This is a genomic window from uncultured Cedecea sp. (genome assembly GCF_947498825.1).
Taxonomy (GTDB): domain Bacteria; phylum Pseudomonadota; class Gammaproteobacteria; order Enterobacterales; family Enterobacteriaceae; genus JGM124.
Genome location: NZ_CANMLV010000003.1, coordinates 1 through 17,173 on the forward strand (window position 1 = coordinate 1; position 17,173 = coordinate 17,173).

At 46.4% G+C, this 17,173-nt stretch carries 10 protein-coding genes and 2 pseudogenes; 8 read left to right on the plus strand and 4 right to left on the minus strand.

Annotated features, from left to right (window positions below):
• Positions 1-318 precede the first annotated feature (318 nt).
• The 4 genes from yqaB (at position 319) to luxS (ending at position 3,733) form a co-directional block, all read left to right on the plus strand.
• Positions 319-885, plus strand: a complete 567-nt coding sequence (yqaB, locus tag Q1A40_RS05030; RefSeq protein ID WP_299998354.1) for a fructose-1-phosphate/6-phosphogluconate phosphatase — start codon at positions 319-321, stop codon at positions 883-885.
• Entirely contained in the window at positions 882-1,310 is a 429-nt protein-coding gene (locus Q1A40_RS05035; protein ID WP_299998355.1) for a YqaA family protein, read from the plus strand. The genes yqaB and Q1A40_RS05035 overlap by 4 nt, the downstream gene beginning before the upstream one ends.
• A 197-nt stretch (positions 1,311-1,507) precedes the next feature.
• The gene (gene gshA / locus Q1A40_RS05040; RefSeq protein ID WP_299998356.1) at positions 1,508-3,064 is read left to right on the plus strand and encodes a glutamate--cysteine ligase; all 1,557 of its coding nucleotides are present in this window, start codon (positions 1,508-1,510) and stop codon (positions 3,062-3,064) included.
• Positions 3,065-3,217: 153 nt separating this feature from the next.
• A complete protein-coding gene (gene luxS, locus Q1A40_RS05045; protein WP_299998357.1) occupies positions 3,218-3,733 on the plus strand; it encodes an S-ribosylhomocysteine lyase in 516 nt (171 codons plus the stop codon).
• A gap of 120 nt (positions 3,734-3,853) precedes the next feature.
• On the opposite strand, the gene Q1A40_RS05050 is transcribed toward luxS, so the two are convergent.
• Together Q1A40_RS05050 and Q1A40_RS05055 are read right to left on the minus strand one after the other, a co-directional pair.
• On the minus strand, positions 3,854-4,402 hold the full coding sequence (locus Q1A40_RS05050; RefSeq protein WP_299998358.1) for a GNAT family N-acetyltransferase: 549 nt from the start codon (positions 4,400-4,402) through the stop codon (positions 3,854-3,856).
• Positions 4,403-4,424: 22 nt separating this feature from the next.
• Positions 4,425-4,717: pseudogene (locus tag Q1A40_RS05055) on the minus strand (LysR substrate-binding domain-containing protein); the annotation flags it as partial.
• 484 nt (positions 4,718-5,201) lie between these two features.
• Between Q1A40_RS05055 and Q1A40_RS05060 the strand changes: the two are divergent.
• The 4 genes from Q1A40_RS05060 (at position 5,202) to Q1A40_RS05075 (ending at position 16,789) form a co-directional block, all read left to right on the plus strand.
• On the plus strand, positions 5,202-6,920 hold the full coding sequence (locus tag Q1A40_RS05060) for a ShlB/FhaC/HecB family hemolysin secretion/activation protein (protein WP_299998584.1): 1,719 nt from the start codon (positions 5,202-5,204) through the stop codon (positions 6,918-6,920).
• Between the two features lie 19 nt (positions 6,921-6,939).
• Positions 6,940-15,513: a hemagglutinin repeat-containing protein gene (locus Q1A40_RS05065; protein ID WP_299998359.1), complete on the plus strand. Its 8,574-nt coding sequence runs from the start codon at positions 6,940-6,942 to the stop codon at positions 15,511-15,513.
• Positions 15,514-15,758: 245 nt separating this feature from the next.
• Complete coding sequence (locus Q1A40_RS05070; protein WP_299998360.1) at positions 15,759-16,406, plus strand: polymorphic toxin type 28 domain-containing protein; 648 nt, start codon at positions 15,759-15,761, stop codon at positions 16,404-16,406.
• A complete protein-coding gene (locus tag Q1A40_RS05075) occupies positions 16,403-16,789 on the plus strand; it encodes a contact-dependent growth inhibition system immunity protein (RefSeq protein WP_299998361.1) in 387 nt (128 codons plus the stop codon). Before Q1A40_RS05070 ends, Q1A40_RS05075 begins: the two co-directional genes overlap by 4 nt.
• A 51-nt stretch (positions 16,790-16,840) precedes the next feature.
• Here the strand turns inward: Q1A40_RS05075 and Q1A40_RS05080 are convergent, their stop codons facing one another.
• Positions 16,841-17,005, minus strand: a complete 165-nt coding sequence (locus Q1A40_RS05080) for a SymE family type I addiction module toxin (RefSeq protein ID WP_299998362.1) — start codon at positions 17,003-17,005, stop codon at positions 16,841-16,843.
• A 39-nt stretch (positions 17,006-17,044) separates the two neighbouring features.
• Positions 17,045-17,158: pseudogene (locus tag Q1A40_RS05085) on the minus strand (IS3 family transposase); the annotation flags it as partial.
• Between the last annotated feature and the right edge of the window lie 15 nt (positions 17,159-17,173).

The window sequence follows — 17,173 nt, forward strand, 5'->3', positions numbered from 1 at the left end:
CATCCGTAGCTCAGCTGGATAGAGTACTCGGCTACGAACCGAGCGGTCGGAGGTTCGAATCCTCCCGGATGCACCATTTTTAATCATCAATATATAACCTCAAGTTCCACATCCTCTCTGTTTTAAACCTCCAATTAAACGCTAATTTTCATTAATGCCGCTTAGTCGTGTTTATGACCCGTATCATCTGTATCCTGTCTGGCTCTGTTTCTCTTATTCTCCCTTTCGATGATGAGGGATCCTCTCGTTACAATAAGCGACAATATTAACCATTTACGCTAAAGTAGCACCCCGGCATTTTATAATGTGAGAGATGAGATGTACGAACGCTACGATGGATTAATCTTCGATATGGACGGCACCCTTCTGGACACTGAGCCGACGCACCGTAAAGCTTGGCGTATCGTGCTTGAAGGTTATGGTATGGATTACGATGAAGAGTCTATGATAGCGCTGAATGGTTCGCCAACCTGGCGTATTGCTCAGGCAATTATTGACCGTCATGATAGCGTTCTTGATGCACATCACTTGGCTGCCGAAAAAAACAAAATACTATGCAGTATCTTACTGGATTCTGTTCAACCCTTGCCGTTGATTAATGTGGTTAAAGAGTGGTATGGCCGCCGGCCGATGGCAATCGATACGGGAAGCGAAAGCCGTCTTGCTTTAGCCCTGCTTGAAAAGCTGGACTTACGAAAGTACTTTGTCGCAGTGGTTACAGCTGATGATGTAGAACATCATAAACCTGCACCGGATACTTTCCTACGTTGTGCTGAACTGATGGGTATTGCGCCTGAGAAATGCCTGGTATTTGAAGATGCGGATTTTGGTATTCAGGCTGCACATCGGGCGGGTATGGATGCTGTAGACGTGCGTGTACTGTGACAGAGATACTGTCATTTGCTTCTCTCTTCACCAGTAGCTTCCTGAGTGCCACATTGCTTCCGGGAAGTTCTGAAGCCGTGCTGGTCGCATTATTGGTTGCAGGTGCAGGGCCGGTATGGGCACTTGTTTTAATAGCAACAATAGGTAATAGCCTTGGTGGTATGACTAACGTTATGCTGGGGCGCTTTTTTCCTGAGCGTATCCAGTCACGCTGGCAGGGAAAAGTGAAAGATTGGTTGGTTCGCTTTGGCCCGGCAACGCTCTTGTTGAGCTGGGTGCCATTAATAGGCGATCTACTGTGCCTGCTGGCTGGGTGGTTACGTTTTAGCATGGGACCGGTAGTATTTTTCTTGTGCCTGGGTAAAGCGCTGCGTTATATCATCGTAGCGGCAGCAACCTTACAAGGGATGGCTTGGTGGCAATAGTGGCGTGGTATCTACATTTATCCGTCATACTTTAAGTTGCCTGGGTATTGTCAGCGATCGGAACGCCGAATCACATAGTCAATCTATGTACATCGACGGACTGAGCTTGGCGCCCACAGGCAGTTTGAATTATTTTGGGTATATAATCGGCAAATAATTATGCTTATTACAATAAATTCAACAGGCGGGAGGTCAATTTGATCCCGGACGTATCACAGGCGCTAGCCTGGCTGGAAAAAAATCCTGAGGCAGTGACAGGTATTGGTCGTGGCCTGGAGCGCGAAACTCTTCGTGTAACGCCCGCAGGGAAATTAGCAACAACCGGGCATCCAGAAACTCTGGGCTCAGCATTGTCGCATAAGTGGATTACCACTGACTTCGCAGAAGCTCTCCTGGAATTTATTACTCCGGTCGATAACAATATTGAGCATATGCTGGCGTTCCTGCGCGATATTCATCGCTATACGGCACGTGAGCTAGGTGATGAACGTATGTGGCCGCTCAGTATGCCCTGTTTCATTGGAGACGGGCAGAACATAGAGCTGGCCCAATATGGCAGTTCTAATATTGGGCGTTTTAAAACACTCTACCGTGAAGGACTAAAAAACCGTTACGGCGCGTTAATGCAGACTATCTCTGGCGTGCACTATAACTTCTCACTCCCCTTGTCGTTCTGGCAGGCTAAATGTGGTGTTGAAGATATCCAGAGCGGCAAAGAGGCCATCTCTGATGGCTATTTCCGTTTGATCCGCAACTATTACCGCTTTGGCTGGGTTATTCCTTATCTCTTCGGAGCATCGCCAGCAATCTGCTCTTCTTTCTTACAAGGTAAACCAAGTTCGCTGCCGTTTGAAAAAACGCCCGGAGGCATGTATTACCTGCCTTATGCGACATCATTGCGCCTGAGCGATCTTGGCTACACCAATAAATCACAAAGTGCATTGGGTATTACTTTTAATGACCTTGAGACCTATGTCAAAGGTTTGAAAGCCGCGATTCATACGCCTTCTGAAGATTATGCCAAAGTGGGCTTAATGAAAGATGGCAAGCATCTACAAATCAATACCAATGTACTGCAGATTGAAAATGAGCTGTACGCCCCTGTCCGCCCTAAACGTGTTACGCGTGACGGTGAGTCGCCGTCTGACGCGTTATTACGTGGCGGTATTGAGTATATCGAAGTACGTTCGCTGGATATCAACCCGTTCTCGGCAATAGGGGTTGATGAGAAGCAAATTCGTTTCCTTGATTTATTTATGATCTGGTGTGCTCTGGCAGATGCGCCTTCGATGAGCAGCGAAGAGCTACTTTGTACGCGTGTTAACTGGAATCGCGTGATCCTTGAAGGACGTAAACCTGGACTGACTCTGGGTATCGGCTGTGAAACAGCTCAGCATCCACTTTCCGAAGTAGGGCATGGACTGTTTGCTGACCTGACCCGTGTTGCTGAAGTGCTTGATGGCATTGCCGGAAACCAGGATTACCAGCAGGTTTGTGCCGAACTGGTTAACTGTTTTGATGACCCGTCACAAACCTATTCTGCTCGTATACTACAATCTATGATTGAAAAGGGAATCGATGGCACAGGTTTGGAGCTGTCTGCACAGTATCGGCAGGAGCTGATTTCAGAGCCGTTAGAAATACTGACGATTGAGCAGTTACAGAATGAGCGTGATGCGTCTTGGCTTCGTCAGCAGTCTATTGAGGCCAGTGATTCTGAACCATTTGAACGCTGGCTGGAAAAAAACAGCTGACAGATAAAGAAAAGGCCACATACTTGTGGCCAAAAATTCATCGCTGAATCCAGTGATGATGATAATAAATGCGCGTCTTTCATGTATTAAGATGCATACTGGAAAGAATAGTTCATTTATTTTAAAAAAAAATCACTTATTGGAGGTAATGAGATGCCATTGTTGGATAGCTTCACTGTAGATCATACACGTATGGATGCTCCGGCTGTTCGTGTAGCGAAAACGATGCATACGCCTCACGGCGATACCATTACTGTATTTGACCTGCGTTTCTGCATTCCAAATAAAGAAGTGATGCCAGAAAAAGGTATCCATACTCTGGAACATCTGTTCGCTGGTTTTATGCGTGACCATCTCAACGGTAATGGTGTTGAGATTATCGATATCTCGCCAATGGGATGCCGTACTGGTTTCTATATGAGTCTGATTGGCGTACCAGAAGAGCAACGTGTTGCTGATGCCTGGCTGGCAGCCATGGAAGATGTGCTGAAAGTGAAAGAGCAGAAACAGATCCCTGAGCTGAACGTCTATCAGTGCGGAACCTGGCATATGCACTCTCTGGAAGAAGCGCAGGCTATCGCCCGTCACATTATTGAACATGGTGTTGGCGTTAACAGCAACGAAGCGCTGGCTTTGCCAAAAGAGACGTTGAAAGAACTGCATATCTAGTACAGTTCTGCTGACTCCCTGTACATTAAGAAGCCTGTTGCAATTTATGCAACAGGCTTTTTTTTTTTTGCCTGCGGCATGGCTCCGTATCTGGCATGCCGTGGGTTATTCGCTGACTGATTAAATGGATTTTTCAAGCCACCCCGTTCTGGTTATTTTATATAACCGATGCTTAGCCAGAACATGAGAGACAGCCAAGGCAGGATGCATAAAAGACGGCTGCTTTACCATACCCAGGCGTTTCATCAACCCTTCTGACGGTGTATTCTGAACCGCGGTAAACGCAACGATCTCATCAAGATATAGCTGATTAAAGGCAAAATTCAGTGCGCAGGTTGCGGCTTCCAGAGCAATTCCCTGGTGCCAGAAGTTTTTTGCCAGGCGCCAGCCAATTTCTGTACAGGGTGAAAAAGCGAAGCGCTCAGCCTGATGCAGTAAACCGACAGTTCCGACAAATTCTCCCGTTGTTTTTAACTCTACTGCCCAAAATCCCCATCCTTTGTTAGCCTCAATAATATTCTTAAAGCGGTTCGCCAGATTATCACTTTCTTCACGGCTTAATGGGGCCGGAAAATAGCGCATTACGTCAGGGTCAGCATTCAGTTCGGCGAACGGTTCTAAATCACTTGCCTGCCATTGCCTGAGGATCAAACGCGCTGTCTCTATCATATTTATAATCTCGTGAGTGGTTTCAGATCTTGAATGTATCGATGACGACTCTCAGTACGGATGATACATTATGATGAGGACAATAAAGGCACGAAACCTCCAGGCTAAGGCTTTAGTGCTCTAAGAGCCCGGTAAGCCGGCCTCGTTTTGAACCATCTGCGACAAGCTCTTCAGGAACATAGCTTAATCCCAGGCCTGGTCTGGCGGCTTCTGCCCCATATAACTATCAGAGAAGAGCCATCGTCCTTCAGGTGTATGGGTTACTTTTTTACCGTCTTGATTGAATTCCCAGAAATAGATACGTCCGTCACCAAACACACCCTTTTTAATGAATGGTATATTTCCTCACATTTCTGTGCCAGGAATAGTGGTATAAATATTCAGAATAATCATGTCAGATAAAAGTATGCGAAATTTCTTATAATTAACGAAAATCGCGATTCACAGAGATATGATTCGTTAGTTTTTCAAAAATCATTAGAACCATTTCATTTTTACTGGATGAGAAAAGCTGATAACATTTTATTTAAAATAAATATCCCTTTAAGATTCAATTCATTAATATAATCAACAAACATATTTCCCCTTGTATGAAAAGCATACCTTTTAGGATTTTTCCTTGGGTGCGATTTATGGCCGAAATAGAATGTTAACAAAAAATTTAGAATTGATAAGTAGGTTGATTTTAAAATAAAAAACACTTAATAGTGACGCTGTGGTTAAGTATGTGTTTGAATTTATTTTTACTAGAACTACAATATATAAAGCCAAATTAATGTGAAAATGATGATAAATGAAGATGGATTTTAACAAGTGGCGCCAGGGAAATGAATTTCTGACTCTATATAAAATAGGATTAATAGCCTTATTTACCTCACCTGCGGCATTAGCAGAAGTCAGCGGTGATAAAATTTTCCAGCGACAAGCACAGCAGCAAGATGTTTTACAGCAGCGGTTTGAAGCCAGTGCACCTGATATTCGCTTACAGGCTCCCGACAGCCAGTCGGCGGCAACGCATTTTCCCCAGGAATCAGTCTGTTTTGATATCTCGCGCGTTGAAATAAATGGCACAGAGGCATTTCCGCACTGGGTTCCCTTCCAGCGTCTTGCCAGCATTGCTGTCGGGCAGTGCCTGGGAGTGAAAGGCATTAACCAGTTGATTTCACTGCTGCAGAACCGACTGGTTTCGCATGGCTGGATAACGTCTCGTGTACTGGTGCCAGAGCAAGATTTATCTTCTGGCACACTTCAGTTAACCGTATACCCAGGCGTGATTCGGCAGGTTCGTTATCGCGATGATGCTAATACAGGCGCAACGCTATATAGCGCCATGCCAGCTCATTCCGGTAATTTATTGGACTTACGTGATATTGAACAGGGACTCGAAAACCTACAGCGTATACCGACCGTACAAGCTTCAATGGATATTGAGCCAGGTGACGCACCAGGAGAGAGTGATATTGTTATTACACGCCAACAAACTAAACCTTGGCGTATCAATGCTTGGGTCGATAATACCGGTACTGATGACACAGGAAAATCACAGGCGGGATTGATGCTTGCATGGGATAATCCTACAACGCTCAGCGACTTATTGTATGTCACCGTCAGTCAAGATCTCTTGTTTTCTAAAAATAAAGGTTCAACGAATTATAGCGGGCACTATTCGGTTCCATTTGGCTATTGGCAATTATCTTTTACCGGTAGTGATTATGAATATAAACAGACTGTTGCCGGACTCAACAACGATATTGAATACACCGGTAAGAGTCGTAACTTAAGCACCCAGTTAAGCCGTCTATTGTTTCGTAATAATGTGGCAAAAACGACGCTGAGCTATGGCGTGAATATCAAAGAAACCCGTAATTATGTCAATAATACTGAGATTGAAAACCAAAAACGCCGGACCAGCAGCTGGAAGGTCGGGCTTGATCATCGCCAGTATTTAGACAGAGTCGTTTGGGACACGAACTTAAGCTATCAACGTGGAACACGCTGGTTTGGCGCTATGCCGGCATTTGAAGAATATCGCACGCCGGGCAGTGAAGATTACGCTACTGCTCTGGCAAAAATTGTCAATTTTTCCACCGCCCTCAATACGCCTTTTACACTGGGCGAACAGGCCTTTCAGTACCGCGTTGAGTATAACCGACAGCTCAGCAGTACTCCTTTGACTCCGCAGGATCAGTTTAGCCTTGGAGGCCGCTGGACCGTGCGTGGGTTTGATGGCGAACGTACATTAAGTTCTGACAGTGGCTGGACTGTGAAAAATACGCTGACCTGGCAAACCCCAATTCCACAGCAATCTCTCTATCTTGGCGTAGATTATGGTCATGTTAGTGGCCATAACAAAAACTGGATGGTAGGCCAACATTTAGCGGGGGGAGCGATAGGCTTACAGGGTGTGCTTCCCTGGCATATCAGCTATGACCTTTCTGTCGGCACCCCATTTTCCAAACCCGACGGGTTTAAAACCGACAATGCGACTTTTGCCTTCAGCCTGAATTGGGCTTACTGATATCCTTGAGGCGTTTATTATGAATAAGCACTGTTACCGTATTATTTTCAACCGCGCCCGCCAGATGCTAATGGTTGTTGCTGATATTGCGAAGTCCCGTGTTAAAACCTCGTCTGCGCAGCGAACCCAGAATAGTCACTCCGTGACGTTAAATGCGATATTAAAACCGCTTGCCTGGAGCCTTGCCCTGGCAAGTGGATCGGTTGTTCTGAATACACAGGCGGCGATTGTCGCTGATGGCCAGGCGCCAGGAAATCAACAGCCAACCATTATTGCCGGAGCCAATGGCACGCCTCAGGTTAATATCCAGACCCCCAACAACAACGGCGTTTCTCACAATAAATATCAGAATTTTGATGTCGATAAAAACGGCGCGATCCTCAATAACAGTGCCGTTAACACGCAGACACAGTTAGGTGGGCTTGTTACCGGTAATCCTTGGTTAGCTAAAGGCGAAGCCAATGTGATACTGAATGAAGTTAACAGCGCTAACCCGAGCAAGCTTAATGGTTTTGTTGAGGTCGCCGGGAAACGTGCTGATGTCATTATTGCTAACCCTGCGGGTATTACCTGTAGTGGCTGCGGTTTTATTAATGCAAATAAAACAACGCTGGCCGCAGCACAGGTCTTATTAGAGCAAGGTAAAATCGCCGGATTTGAGGTTAAAAACGGGCAGATTGCCGTTACAGGCAATGGGTTGAATGATGAAAAAAGTGACTATACCCAACTGATTGCCCGTGCGGTTAAAATTAATGCCAAACTCCATGCCAAAGATCTCACAGTTACGACAGGAAAAAATCGTACTGATGCGAATGGCAAGGTTATCAGTACTGAGTCAGTAACCGACAGTGCAGAAGATTTTGCGATCGATGTTGCAAACCTGGGTGGGATGTATGCCAATAAAATTCGCCTTGTTGGGACCGAAAAAGGGCTTGGGGTACGCAATGCGGGGCATATTGGCGCTACTGTAGGGAATATTTCGTTATCCGCTGACGGGAAAATCAGTAATACCGGCGTGATGAGTGCAAACCAGGATATCGCAATTAACAGCCAGCAGGCTATTGATAACCAGGGGACACTGCTGGCAAGTAAAAATATTCAGTTAACTGCCAGAAATGACATTATAAATGCTAATAAAGGGCAGGTCATTGCGGGGCAGAATATACATCTTGATGCGGCTAAGATTCAGAGTGATCAGGCAACGTTACTTGCCGCTGGCCTTGACAGTAAAGGTCAACTAACCACTGCAGGATCCCTGACCGTACAAGGTAAAAATAAGGTTGCTTTACAAGGTGATATCATAGCGAAAGATTCGCTTACGGTGACAGGCAGTGAACTGAACCTATCCCATTCCAGCGCTCAGGCGAAAGATATCGCGTTAACTGCAACCACAGGTGATATCCGTACACAAAACACCCATTTAGTAGCAACTACTAACGCCAGACTGACTGCCCAAAAAAGAATCGATAATCAACAGGGCGAAATTGTTGCTGATACCTTAACTCTGTCAGCGCAGGAAGCGATAAATAATACCCAGGGACACCTTATCGCTAAGCGTGATTTCACGCTAAATAGCAAAAGCCTCAATAATAGCCAAGGCGTACTGGAAGGTCAGTCTCGGCTGAAAGTACAAACTGGTGAGCTTGATAATCGTCAAGGTATTATCAGCGGAAAAACGGTGGCTATTAATACCCAGGGCCATAAATTAATTAATCAGGCCACGGCAGATGGACAGGGGATTTTTGCACAGCAAGCGTTGGATCTGAATACTGGGGAACTGAGTAATTACCAGGGGAGGATACAGGGCAGCCGTATCACCCTTGATACTAACGCAAAGCAGGTGAATAACAGTGAAGGTGAAATTCTTGCCACAGAAACCCTTGGTATTGTTTCTGGTGAGCTTGATAACAAGAAAGGCCTTATTCAGGCGAAAAAACAGCTGACGATCAATACCCAAAACCAGGGGATTAATAACGATCAGACCACGCAGACTGGCGGGATACTGAGCGGCGCGGGGCTGTCGATCAGCAGCGGACAGTTGAGCAACCAGCAGGGGCTGATTCAGGGGACCCGCTCAACTACGCTAACCACCAAACAACTGAATAACCAGCAAGGGCAAGTACTTTCTGGTGGTAATCTGACGATAAACACCCAGCAACAGGTTCTGTTTAACCAAAAAGGTACTCTTGCCAGTCATGGCGAACTAGGCCTGAACTCAGGCGATATCCATAATGCACAAGGAACGATACAGGGCCAGGCGGGTATTTATCTTCGCGGTCACCAGATTGATAACCAGTCCGGGATCCTCCTGAGTCAGGCAGATCTTCATATTGAAGGAACCTCGCTGAATAATACTCAGGGGATTGCTCAGTCACAGACAAACACCGACCTGATTGTTCAAAATCATCTCAATAATACCCAGGGCAAAATTCTGTCGGGTAACAGCCTCAATATTCAGGCCGAATCAGCTGATAACCATCAGGGAACGTTGCAAGGATTAGGGGACGTTACGCTAACCCTGGAAAATTATTTCGCGAATACTCAGGGCTGGGTTAAAGCAAATAAAACCCTCACCATAACCAGCCAAAAAATCGACAATAATGAAACCGCCCAGGCCAGAATGGGTATCGAAGGGCAAAATATATTACTAACAGCAAAAGAACTTAGTAATCAGCAAGGCGCAGTCCGTTCAGGGCAGAAGATAAACGCGAACATTAGCCAGTTGCTAAATAATATTCAGGGAATGTTATCTGCGGGTAGCCAGCTAAATGTGAGCGATGATGTCAAAGGTGAGCAATTAAATCTGGCGAATGACCAGGGCGTGATGGTCAGTAACGGTTCGGCTGAGATAGCAGTGAATCAATTAACCGGTAACGGTAAATTACTTGCACAAAAAGACTTATCGCTATCAGTGAATCAAGCCTTTACCCATACTGGCCGTATCCAGGCGGGTGAGCGGCTGGCCGCCCATTTTCAGCAAGGGCTGACTAGCCAAGGGCTTATCTCCAGTTTAGGTGATTTATCGCTGACGACAACCTATCTTATTAACAGCCTGTCCGGCGAAATCACCGGAAATAATACACACATCAGCGCTTCCGGCAGCATTCATAATACCGGTTTAATCGACAGCGTATTCACACATATTATTGGCCAGTCGCTGTATAACCTCGGCACGGGTAAAGTTTACGGTGATGCGATTGCGATTGCGGTGAAAACACTGGTTAACGACAAGCAAGACGCGCAATCTGCCGTAATAGCCGGCCGCGAATCAGTGAATATCGCGGTTGGCGAACTGCTTAACCGGGATCACGGGTTGATATACAGTGACGGCGATTTAGCGATAGGTGGCGAGTTAGACGACCAGTTCAAAGCAACAGGCCACGCAAAGAGTGTTAAAAATCACAGCGCCAGTATTGAAGCTGCGGGTAACCTTATCCTTAAAACCCAGACACTGGAAAATAAAGATATTCACTTACAGTTAACGGATAACGTTGTTGAAGTCAGCAGTGAACATTTTGAGTGGTTTGATTTTGGTAATGGTAACCGCTACAAAATTCAGCCACGAAACGGTAATCAAGAGCGTTATGCCATTAACGAGGATGGTTCATTAAATACCAATGTTGGCATTAATTATGAAACCTCAAATCGCTGGCGCATGTTTGAATACGGAAATATAACCAAAGATTTTTATGAGTACAATTACGATCGTAAGACCTATGAAACTCAGGTTGTCAAACAAGATGCAGCGCTTATCACCAGTGGTAAAAACCTGACGCTGGATGGACAATCCCTTAATAACGAAAATTCGCGCATCGTGGCAGGGCAACATTTAGTCCTGACGGGGAGTGCATTAAATAATGAAGAAGCGCAGGGTATTCGGCGCGTGATAGATGAAGGGGAGACGATTTATCGTTATAAAGGCGGTGGCACCTGGAGCACACGGACCAGTACATCAAAATACCAGGGCGAGAATAGTGAACAGAGCCTGGCACTTAACCTGATGGAAGTCAGTGAGCAGGCTGGCGGTATCACACAAATACCACTCGATGCAGTAAAAGAAAACCAACTCGGCCAGCAGGCAGGGGAAGTCTCTGACTCGTCATTAAATGGTGAACAAGGACAGGATATAACGACCAAATCGCTAAAAGAGGGTAGCGATGTCGTGATTAAAACCGTTGGCCCAAATATCACCCTGCCAGACAACAGTTTATTTATCTTAAAACCGGGTAGTGATAGCCAATATCTAATCGAGACAGACCCACGTTTTACTAACAAAAAGAAATGGTTGTCCAGCATTGATATCATAACTAGCGACCAGCTCCATAAACGACTGGGCGATGGATACTATGAACAGCGGTTAGTGAGAGAGCAGCTTATTAACGCTACCGGACAGCGTCTGTTTGCTAACTACAAGAATGACGAAGAACAATACCTTGCATTACTGAATAGCGGAGTTGCGTTTGGCAAAGAGTACAACCTGATACCCGGCGTCGCCTTATCCGCAAACCAGATGGCTAACCTGACGACTGATATTGTGTGGCTGGTAAATAAAGAAATTACGCTTCCTGATGGACGCGTCGAACTGGTCAGCGTGCCGCAGGTGTATGTCCGAGCCCGTGAGGGGGATCTCAGCGGGAACGGTGCCTTATTAGGTGGCAAAACGGTCTTGGCAGATATCACCGGCAGTGCCCTGAACAGCGGTGAAATCAGTAGCCGTGAACTTACCGACCTGCGTGCTGACGATATTAAAAATAGTGGCCGACTACAGGGTAATGATATTGCCCTGACAGCACTTAAAGATATCAGTAATACTGGCGGAGAAATCCGCGGAACGAATCGCGTATCGCTCTCTGCAGGAAGGAATATTACCAGTGAAACGGTACAGCGAGGGGACGATAAATCTGCCTGGTTAGACCGCCCGGCCAGTATTTATGTGACTGGCGATAATGGAGAACTTACCCTCCAGGCAATACAGAATATCAATATTACTGCCAGTTCCCTGGGGAATTTGGGTGAGCAGGGTAAAACAACGATCAGCGCGGGTAAAGACATCACGCTGGATACCGGCAATGTTGGCTCATCTTTTGATTATACCCATAATGGCAGTAACTATTATCGCGGGGAAAGTAGCCGCGAAGTTGGGGCAGAGATTCATACCAAAGGCGACTTAACGCTCTCTGCCGGGCAGGATATCTCCTCGAAAGCGGCACAGGTCTCCAGCGAAGGAACGCTGAATGTTAATGCCGTACGGGATGTCAATCTGGTATCGGGTACTGAAGCTAGTGATTACACCAAGCATACTAAACATACCAGTAAAGGTTTTTTGTCCAGTACCACAAAAGAAAGCCATGACGAAATTAGCGAGCGTACCGCACTGGGTAGCATTTTTAGTGGTAAGACCGTCAAGATAGCTTCAGGCAATGATATCAATATTCAAGGCAGCAATGTGTTGGGTACTGATGACGTGAAGATCAAAGCGGATCGTCAGCTCAATATTGGTACGTCCGATGAGGCCCGGCATGAAACCCATATGTCAAAAACGACCAAATCGGGCCTGCTAAGCAGTGGAGGACTCGGCTTTACTGTCGGAAAACAGGCCGTTAAACAGACTACCGATACGGACAGCAACCAGAAAAAAGGCAGCGTGATCGGCAGTACGGCGGGCAGTATCGATCTGGCTGCTGGTGATACTGTACGTCTTCACGGCAGTGATGTGATAGCGGCTAAAGACGCGAGTATAACGGGGAGCGATATTCATATTACGACCGCTGAGAATACTCGCACCGACATCACTACCGTTGAAACTAAACAGAGTGGTCTGAGCGTTTCTTTAAGCGGCGCAGTAGGGAGTGCCTTAAATACGGCCGTTGAAACGGCACAAACTGCCCGGAAAACTGACGACGGACAGCTAAAAGCGCTTCAGGGAATTAAGGCCGGTCTTAAACTGGAACAGGCAAAGCAGGCGGGTCAGTTAGCCAGCGCGCAGAACCCAGATTCCGATGCAAGCAATAACGGCTCGTTCGGCGTGAATCTCTCGTATGGCAGCAGTAGTTCCAAATCTGTGACTAAAACAGAGCAGAAAACGGCATCGGGCAGTAGTTTAACGGCCGGTGATAATATTAATCTGACGGCAACCGCTCAAAGTGGACAAGGCAATATTCTTGTCCAGGGGAGCACCCTCAATGCCGATAAAAATATCAGCCTGACGGCCAGGAACGATATTGCATTAAATTCGGCAGCCAATACCCAAGTTCTGGACAGTAAAAATGACAGTAAAGGGAGTTCAGTTGGCGTAGGTATTACAGCAGGACAGGGTGGCGTGGGCTGGAATGTCAATGCCAGCATGAGTAAAGGCAGTGGTTTTGAGAAAGGTAACAGCCAGTACAACACGGATTCTGACGTCAAGGCAGGCAAAACACTTACCCTTAACAGTGGTAAAGACACGACCTTAACCGGTGCCCAGGCGAGTGGTGAGACAGTAAAAGCCCATGTGGGTGGTGACCTGATAATAAGCAGCCAGCAGGCCATCGATAAGTACGATTCTAAGCAACAAAATGTCAGTGTCAGTGGTAGCGGCGGACTAGGAAATGGCTCTTTGTCTGTCAGTGCAGACAAAACAACGATGCACAGTGACTACCAGTCGGTGGACAGGCAAACCGGGATTAACGCAGGCAAAGGGGGCTTTGATATCCAGGTGGGTGACCATACCCAGCTGGAGGGTGCCGCTATCCGCAGCGAAGCCAGTAAGGACAAGAACAGGCTGGATACCGGCACAATTGGCTTTAGCGATATTGAAAATAAAGCGGAGTTCCAGGTTCAGCATCAAAGCGCCGGGATTAGCAGCGGGGGGGATATTGGCGGACAGCTTCTGACCAATTCGGGCAGTGCGTTGCTGAGTGGAGTAAATAATCAAGGCAAAGACAGTAACATAACCCGTTCGGCGGTGGCTGAGGGTGACATTATTGTGCGTGACACGGAGGCTCAGAAACAGAATGTGGATGATTTGAGCCGTGATACCGGGAATGCGCATAAGAAACTGGATCCCTTGTTTGACAAAGAAAAAGAACAAAAACGGCTGGAACGGCATAAGCTGATTGCGGAGATAGGTCAGCAGATTAGCGATATAGCAGTAACGGATGCGAGGATAAATGCGATAGAATCAGCGGCAGCCGCCTCGGATGAAGAGCGTCAGGCCGCGAAAGAAGAACTGAAGTCGAAAGGTAAAAATAGCGATCCGGCAGCGGTTAATGACTATCTTGTCCAGCAGTCGATAAATGATTCAGGCTGGGGTGTGGGCGGGGATAATACCCGTATTGTTGATGCCGGAACGGCCCTGATACAGGGGCTGGCAAACGGGGATATTAACAGTGCGGTAGCCAACGCCAGCGCACCTTATATCGCCAATATTATTGGTCAGCGTCTTGAAAACAAGACGGGTAAACTGGCCGCCCACGCGATAGCGAATGTGGCGCTGGCGCTGGTAAAAGACGAGAATGCGTTATCGCAGGCGACAGGCGCCGTCACAGCAGAAGCGACGGGCATGCTGGCGCAGGAGTTGTACGGTAAAAAACCGGCAGAGCTGACAGAAGTTGAGAAATCGACCCTGAGCGCGTTTGCCAGCCTGGCGGCAGGGATCGCGGGAGGCCTGACAGGCGGAAATACGCAGGATGCGCTGAATGCGGCTCAGGCAGGGAAGACGACGATAGAGAATAACTATCTGAGTTCCAAAGAAGCCCGTCAGCTTGATCAGGAAATGCAGGACTGCAAAGCCTCTGGTGGAGACTGTAATAAGATCGTTGAGAAGTACATTGATATCAGCAATAAAAATAGCAAAGAACTGATTGAGGCCTGTACTGGCGGCGGCGTTGCTTGTGTCACCTGGCAAGAGCTGATCCAAGGAGCAACAAATGTTGCCAATGATGCCCATCCATCACAGATCAGGCTGGATGAAAAACTAAAAGATCCGACTGCAGCTGCATTGGTGAATTATCTTAATAGTACTGATTTAAGATTCCTGCAAGATAATATAACTCAGGGTGACCGGATACTATCTGTTGTCAGTGATCCAACTTCCTGGCCGGTAGCAATAATGGGTGGTAAAGCCATTATCAGCAACGGGTTTAATAAAGGAAAAGAACAGTTAATCGCAGTGGGAGCATCTGCAACTGGGAGTGCCGTTATTCAATATGGCGTACATGGTGAGGCGAAACTGTCGGATGTGATCGGTGCAGGGATTATCGGCGCGATTACGGCGGGTAAAGGCTATAATCCAACAGTGACATGGAATGCGGCAGGGGGATATTACCAAGCAGAACTTAAAGGTGACGATCCGTTCTTAGGGGCTCTTCTGAGTAAGGCGGGGGCAGCTACGGGTTATGCTGCTGGTAACATACTTAAAGTTCCGGCAGATAAGATATTTAATCCAGTATCGAAACAGTATGAATGGGTTCCGACTGGCGTCTGGACGATAACCAAACCAGCACCACAAAATTCTCTACCCTCAATCTTAGGTAATACGGGGAACGCTGCCGCTTCTGGAGGATTTACAGAGGGGATGAATGAGGCTCTGAAAAACAAAGAGGAGGGGCAATGATGAATAGCAGATATAGATCATTCATTGCTTTACTTTATCTATGCTCAGTCCTTTTTATTACACTGTTCATTATCGTAATGTCATTCAGTCTGCTTGGTTACTGGATTGGTGGCGGAAAAGACATATTCCCGTTTTTCGCTGATAAGTTATTTAGTTATTTTAAAGTGGGGCTTTCTGGGGTATTGATAGGTTTTATTTTATGGTTTTTTTACTATCGAAAGCTTTAAGTTGATGTTGAGAATAACTTGTTTGGTGTTGTTGCTGCGGGAGGTAGTGCAGCAAATACTGCTGCCGCAGTGGCCGGTGCTACTGGGAACGGAAGCAAAGGTTCTGTAGATGGTGATGACTGGGACGCTGACGGCGGAGGCTGTGAAGGTACCCGCGAGCAGTGTGCAGTGCGTGATCCTAACCGGGGTGATGGTACAAGAGGACCGGGTCATGTTCTGAACAATAGTGGATCAGAGGATGACAGCCAGCCAAACATTGGTAAAAACCTGACGGATGCGGAGAAGGCTGAATTAGGTGGTTCTGGCTCAGGAACGGGTACGCCTCCTCCTCCAGAAAATGATCCCAAGGAACAAAACGGAAAGTCTGTAGAAAAACTTAATCAGAAGCAAGAAAGTGCTATTAAGAAGATTGATAACACTATAAAAAATGCTCTGAAAGATCATGATATAACTGGAACTCTCAAGGATATGGATAGTAATCCTGTTCCAAAAGAGAATGGAGGGTATTGGGATCACATGCAGGAAATGCAAAATACTCTCAGAGGGTTGAGAAATCATGCAGATACGTTGAAAAATGTGGACAACCCTGAAGCACAGGCTGCATATGGCAGGGCAACCGATGCTATTAGTAAAATAGAATCAGCTTTAAAAGGACATGGAATATGATGACCTTCCGTAAATTGATAGGAAATATCAATGTAACTAAGGAACAAAGTCAGCAATCTCCGCTTGAACAGTGGTTCGATCGTGTCATCGATATACCTATAGAAGAGTTGGCAGTGGAAGATCTTTGTCGTGCTATCCGTCAGGAATTATGCATACCTCAACTTATGCCAAGAGTGTTGGAGGTTATGACTGATGATGCATTGGCTGGAGAATATTACGATGGGGAACTAATAGCAGCTTTATCAATGATAAAAGAAAGCGATCTGAAGGATCAGCGAAATATTTTTATTCAAATTCAGCAGGTTATAAATCAACTACAGCCCACAGATATTAACGATGATTTAAAAAAAGATATATTAAAAATCAATCAGATAATCTCATAATTAATCCCGGCCACCGAGCCGGGATTTTACTTTATATCCAGTCAGTTATCTTTATTCAGCTAATCGGATAATCAGTTGTCCAGACTCAGTAAACACCTCAACCTTCTGCCCGGTACTGAAACCCAACTCCGCCATCCATTGCCCTTTAAGGATAATGGCGGGTGCGGGCTGGTATCTACGCTGATCCCGGATATAACTTACCGTATAACGCCGCATTTTTAGTGGTGGGGCTTTAGTTGTGTAAGTAGACCTGTTTTAGTTCCAAGCACTTTTTGATATTTCCGGTTTTTCAGCTATCATCCGGTACTCTTCCGGCGTCAGATTATTCAGCAATTCATCAGGCAGCTCGTTGTTATATTCATTCAGCCAGAGGGCGTGATCTCG

Bases quoted from the DNA above. Each gene is read 5' to 3' on its own strand.
- yqaB (WP_299998354.1), top strand. From the start codon at position 319: ATGTACGAACGCTACGATGGATTAATCTTCGATATGGACGGCACCCTT.
- luxS (WP_299998357.1), top strand. From the start codon at position 3,218: ATGCCATTGTTGGATAGCTTCACTGTAGATCATACACGTATGGATGCT.
- Q1A40_RS05050 (WP_299998358.1), bottom strand. From the start codon at position 4,402: ATGATAGAGACAGCGCGTTTGATCCTCAGGCAATGGCAGGCAAGTGAT.
- Q1A40_RS05060 (WP_299998584.1), top strand. From the start codon at position 5,202: ATGGATTTTAACAAGTGGCGCCAGGGAAATGAATTTCTGACTCTATAT.
- Q1A40_RS05065 (WP_299998359.1), top strand. From the start codon at position 6,940: ATGAATAAGCACTGTTACCGTATTATTTTCAACCGCGCCCGCCAGATG.
- Q1A40_RS05075 (WP_299998361.1), top strand. From the start codon at position 16,403: ATGATGACCTTCCGTAAATTGATAGGAAATATCAATGTAACTAAGGAA.
- Q1A40_RS05080 (WP_299998362.1), bottom strand. From the start codon at position 17,005: ATGCGGCGTTATACGGTAAGTTATATCCGGGATCAGCGTAGATACCAG.